At 76.6% G+C, this 4,237-nt stretch carries 5 protein-coding genes; 1 reads left to right on the top strand and 4 read right to left on the bottom strand.

The window, feature by feature from the left end; all coding sequences use genetic code 11:
• The coding region (locus GTW67_RS37580; protein ID WP_237518769.1) for a BTAD domain-containing putative transcriptional regulator at window positions 1-1,259 on the bottom strand (1,259 nt) is incomplete at its 3' end.
• A 206-nt stretch (window positions 1,260-1,465) separates the two neighbouring features.
• On the opposite strand from GTW67_RS37580, the gene GTW67_RS10135 reads away from it, so the two are divergent.
• Window positions 1,466-2,260, top strand: a complete 795-nt coding sequence (locus tag GTW67_RS10135) for a site-2 protease family protein (RefSeq protein ID WP_161164467.1) — start codon at window positions 1,466-1,468, stop codon at window positions 2,258-2,260.
• On the opposite strand, the gene GTW67_RS10130 is transcribed toward GTW67_RS10135, so the two are convergent.
• From GTW67_RS10130 to GTW67_RS10120, 3 genes are all read right to left on the bottom strand, one after another.
• Window positions 2,253-2,441, bottom strand: coding sequence for a hypothetical protein (locus GTW67_RS10130; RefSeq protein ID WP_161164466.1), 189 nt, complete (start codon window positions 2,439-2,441; stop codon window positions 2,253-2,255). The two genes, GTW67_RS10135 and GTW67_RS10130, sit on opposite strands and share 8 nt — an antisense overlap.
• A gap of 88 nt (window positions 2,442-2,529) precedes the next feature.
• Window positions 2,530-3,237, bottom strand: coding sequence for an NADPH-dependent F420 reductase (npdG, locus tag GTW67_RS10125; protein ID WP_161164465.1), 708 nt, complete (start codon window positions 3,235-3,237; stop codon window positions 2,530-2,532).
• A gap of 217 nt (window positions 3,238-3,454) precedes the next feature.
• Window positions 3,455-4,057 (bottom strand): hypothetical protein, encoded by a 603-nt coding sequence (locus tag GTW67_RS10120; RefSeq protein ID WP_161164464.1) that lies wholly within the window; start codon window positions 4,055-4,057, stop codon window positions 3,455-3,457.
• Window positions 4,058-4,237 lie beyond the last annotated feature (180 nt).

Below are 4,237 nucleotides of genomic sequence, written 5' to 3'. Positions count from 1 at the left end.
GGGGCCGCGGGGGCGGGGGAAGTCCCGGGGGCCGCGGGCGGCGTGGGACCGGCGGCCGGCCACGCGGAACCGGCGTGCCCCGCCGGGCCCGGGTGCGTCGCCGAACCCGCGTGCCCCGCCGAACCCTCGTGCCTCGCCGAACCCTCGTGCGTCTCCGGACCCTCGTGCGCCGCCGGGCCCTCGTGCCCCGCCGAACCCGCGTGCGTCGCCGCACCCTCGTGCCCCGCCGAACCCTCGTGCTCCGCCGAACCCGCGTGCTCCGCCGAACCCGCGTGCGTCGCCGGACCCGCGTGCGTCGCCGCACCGGCAGGCCCCGACGGACCGCCGTGTGTCACCCGGCCGGCAGGGCCCGTCGGACCGTCGTGCGTCACCCGGTCGGCAGGCCCCGCCGGTCGGCCGTGTGTCGCCGAACGGTCGGCCGCCGCCGTCCCGGAGGGTCCCGGTGTCCGGGAGGGCCCCGCCCCGTCCGTGTCCCCCGCCCGGCCCGCGGGCCCCGCCCGGTCCGCGGGCCTCGGCCTGGTGCTGGGCGGGGTCGGGGCCAGCAGCTCGCCGTGCAGGGACCGTAGCTCCGGGCCCGGGTCCGTGCCCAGGCGGTCCGCGAGCAGGCGTCGTACGCCCTCGTACGCGACCAGGGCCTCCGCCGTGCGGCCCGTGTCGCGCAGGGCGCGCAGCCGCAGGGTCTGGAGGGACTCGTCCAGGGGGTGCCCGTCGCACAGCGCGGTCAGCTCCGGCAGCGCGTGCTCCGCCTGCCCGAGGTCCAGCGCGGCGGCGTGGCGGGCGCGCAGGACGTCCAGGTGCCGGGTCTCCCAGCGGGCCGCCTCCGCGGTGCGGTCGGGCAGGTCGGCGAGGGCGGGGCCGCGCCACAGGGCGAGCGCGTCGTCGAGGAGCTCGGCCGCCTTGTCCGGGTCGCCGTCGGCGAGGGCGCGGGAGCCCTCACCGGCCAGCCGGTCGAAGCGGTGCAGGTCGATGTCGTCGGGGACGGCGGCGAGCCGGTAGCCGCCGTCGGCGGAGGCGACCGCGCCCGCGCCGAGCGCCCGGCGCAGCCGGCCGACCAGTGCCTGGAGGGCGCCCGGCGCGTCGGCGGGCGGGTCGTCGCCCCACACCTCCTCCACCAGCAGCCCCACGGGCACGGCGCGGCCGGGCCTGAGGGCGAGCACGGTCAGCAGGGCACGCAGCCGCGCCCCGCCGACGGGGACGGCCGTGCCGTCGGGGCGGAGTGCCTGGGTGGTGCCGAGGATGCGGTAGCGCACGGGGTCCATTGTCCCTGGTGTCGTCGGGGCCGGTCACGGGGTTTCTCGGGAGCGGCGTGGCAACGCCCTGTCCGGGCCCGCCCGGAGACCGCCCGGGCCTCGCCGAACACGTGCCGCGCCGGGTACGGTCGGGCAGTCCCGCGCCCCGCGAGGGCCCGCCGTACGCACGCACGTCACGCACGCACGTCAGTCACGCACGTCAGTCAGGGAGTCCCATGACCGCCGCCACCACCCGTCCCAGCGACCGGCGGATCAGTCCCGTCTTCCTCGGGATCGTCGCCGTCATGGCGGTCACGGGGTGGGCCACCTGGACCGGGTTCGCCGAGCAGCCGGGCGTGGCCGTGTTCCTGTTCGTGACGGCCGCGTGGGTCGTCTCGCTGTGCCTGCACGAGTACGCGCACGCCCGTACCGCCCTGCACAGCGGCGACATCTCGGTCGGCGCGAAGGGCTATCTCACGCTGAACCCGGTGAAGTACACGCACGCGCTGCTGAGCATCGTGCTGCCCGTGCTGTTCGTGATCATGGGCGGGATCGGTCTGCCGGGCGGCGCGGTGTTCATCGAGCGGGGCCGTATCCGCGGGCGCTGGCGGCACAGCCTGATCTCGGCCGCGGGCCCGCTGACGAACGTGCTGTTCGCCGCCGTGTGCACGGCCCCGTTCTGGCTGGACGCGCTGGACGGCGTGCCGCGCGACTTCCGGCTCGCGCTCGCCTTCCTCGCGCTGCTCCAGGTCACGGCCGCGATCCTGAACTTCCTGCCGGTGCCGGGCCTGGACGGCTACGGGGTGGTCGAGCCCTGGCTGTCGCACGGCGTGCGGCGGCAGGTGGAGCCGTTCGCGCCGTTCGGGCTGCTGTTCGTGTTCGCGCTGCTGTGGCTGCCGGCGGTCAACGGCGTGTTCTTCGACGCGGTCGACGCGATCCTGCGCGGGCTGGGGATCAGCGACTTCGACTCGTACTGCGGCTTCGAGCTGTACCGGTTCTGGCAGACGGCCGACGTCTGCTCGGTCAGTTAGCGACCGACTCGCGGCGCGGGGTGCGGCCTCGCTTCACGTAGTACCAGCACATGTTGGACGACAGGCCCGTCAGCAGCACCCAGACGACGCCGATCAGCACGCTGCCCTGCACGAAGGAGACGACGGCGGCGACCACGGCGAGCACGCAGACGATCAAGGCGTAGACGGCGAGGCGGGGCATGGGCGGGGCTCCTGTCGGGGGACACGTGCGGGTACTGCGGACACGGCCGGCAGCGGCGTACCGGCACCCACCAGTGTCCCCCATCGCCTCATACGTCGGTGACGCGGAGCCCGGCGTGTGCCTTGTAGCGGCGGTTGACGGAGATCAGGTTGGCGACCAGCGACTCGACCTGGTGGGCGTTGCGCAGCCGCCCGGCGAAGACGCCGCGCATACCGGCGATGCGGCCTGCCAGGGCCTGGACGATCTCCACGTCGGCGCGCTCCTCGCCGAGGACCATCACGTCGGTGTCGATCTCGTCGATCTCCGGGTCCTGGAGGAGGACGGCCGAGAGGTGGTGGAAGGCGGCGGCGACCCGGCTGTCCGGCAGCAGGGCGGCGGCCTGCTCGGCGGCGCTGCCCTCCTCGGGCTTGAGGGCGTAGGCGCCCTTCTTGTCGAAGCCGAGCGGGTTGACGCAGTCGACGACGAGCTTGCCGGCGAGTTCCTCGCGCAGGGACTCCAGGGTCTTGCCGTGGCCCTCCCACGGGACGGCGACGATCACGACGTCACTGCGCCGCGCGGTCTCGGCGTTGTCGGCGCCCTCGATGCCGTGCCCGAGCTCCTCGGCGGCGGCCTGGGCGCGCTCGGCGGCGCGGGAGCCGACGATCACCTTCTGGCCGGCCTTGGCGAGGCGGTACGCGAGGCCCTTGCCCTGCGGGCCGGTGCCGCCGAGCACGCCGACGACGAGCCCGGAGACGTCGGGCAGGTCCCAGGGGTCCTTGGCGGGGGCCTTCTGTGCGGCGCTGTCGGTAGAGGTCATGGCCCGACCCTACGTCCGCGCCGGGCTCCGCACCGGTCCGGGTTCCGCCGGGCCCCGGCCGCACACCGGCATCCACCATCGCGGTGGCGGCGCCGTCAGCTGGTCCGCCGGTGGGGACAGCCGGGACGGGTGCGGCCTGGTCCCGTCCGCACCGGCCGCCGCACCGGCCGGGACAGCGAGTCCGGGCGCCGCAAGGCCCCGCTCGCACAGCGGCATCTCACCATCGCGGTGGCGGCGGCGCCGTCAGCTGGTCCGCCAGCCGGGAGAGGCGGTCCCGGAACCGGCGTCGGCCCCGCTGCGGGGGCACCGCGTTCTCCCCGGCCGCCGCGCTGACCAGATGCTGCACCGTGTCCAGGTCCAGCTCGGCCCCCTCCGGCACGGCCAGCGCCTCGTGCGCCATCGCCGTCAGCTCCCGCTCACCGCTGCCCAGCGCCAGCACCGTCGCCCCGGCCCGCCGCGCGTCGTGCACCCGTTCCAGCAGCCCGGCCCCCGGCTCGTCCGGCGTCACCACCAGCAGGGTCTCCCCGCGCCGCGCCGCCGCCAGCCGTCCCAGCCCCACCGCCAGATGCGCCGGGTCCGACGGCCGCGCGCCGTGCCGCACCAGGGTCGGCGCCAGCTCCGGGGTCCCCGACCACGCGGCCTCGTCCACCAGGTGGGCGGCCAGATGCCAGGGCTCGTATCCCGCCGTCCCCACCAGCAGCAGCCCGCCCCCGTGCGGCACCACCGATCCGCGCAGGGCGCCCGCGAAGCGCCGGGTGGCTCCCAGCCACTCGGTCCCGGCGAGCACGTCCCGCAGCAGCGCTACCCGTACGGCGTCCATGCGACGGCATCCTGCCGCAACCCGGCCCACCGGTCGGGGCGTTCGCCCCGGATTCCCCCGACCCGGGGACGGTGCGCGCGGCGCGGGTGCGGGGTTGCGTGGTCCGGCGTTGGTGCGGGGCGGGGGTGGGTCGCGTGGCCCGGCGCCGCCGGGGTGCCGCTGCGCCCACCCGTGCCGCCC

It is taken from the genome of Streptomyces sp. SID5910 (assembly GCF_009862125.1).
Taxonomy (GTDB): domain Bacteria; phylum Actinomycetota; class Actinomycetes; order Streptomycetales; family Streptomycetaceae; genus Streptomyces.
Note: the sequence above shows the minus strand (reverse complement) of the source record. Positions and strands in the feature narration are given on the sequence as shown.

Coding starts and splice junctions, on each gene's coding strand:
- GTW67_RS10130 (WP_161164466.1), bottom strand. CDS start 2,441: ATGCCCCGCCTCGCCGTCTACGCCTTGATCGTCTGCGTGCTCGCCGTG.
- GTW67_RS10120 (WP_161164464.1), bottom strand. CDS start 4,057: ATGGACGCCGTACGGGTAGCGCTGCTGCGGGACGTGCTCGCCGGGACC.
- npdG (WP_161164465.1), bottom strand. CDS start 3,237: ATGACCTCTACCGACAGCGCCGCACAGAAGGCCCCCGCCAAGGACCCC.
- GTW67_RS10135 (WP_161164467.1), top strand. CDS start 1,466: ATGACCGCCGCCACCACCCGTCCCAGCGACCGGCGGATCAGTCCCGTC.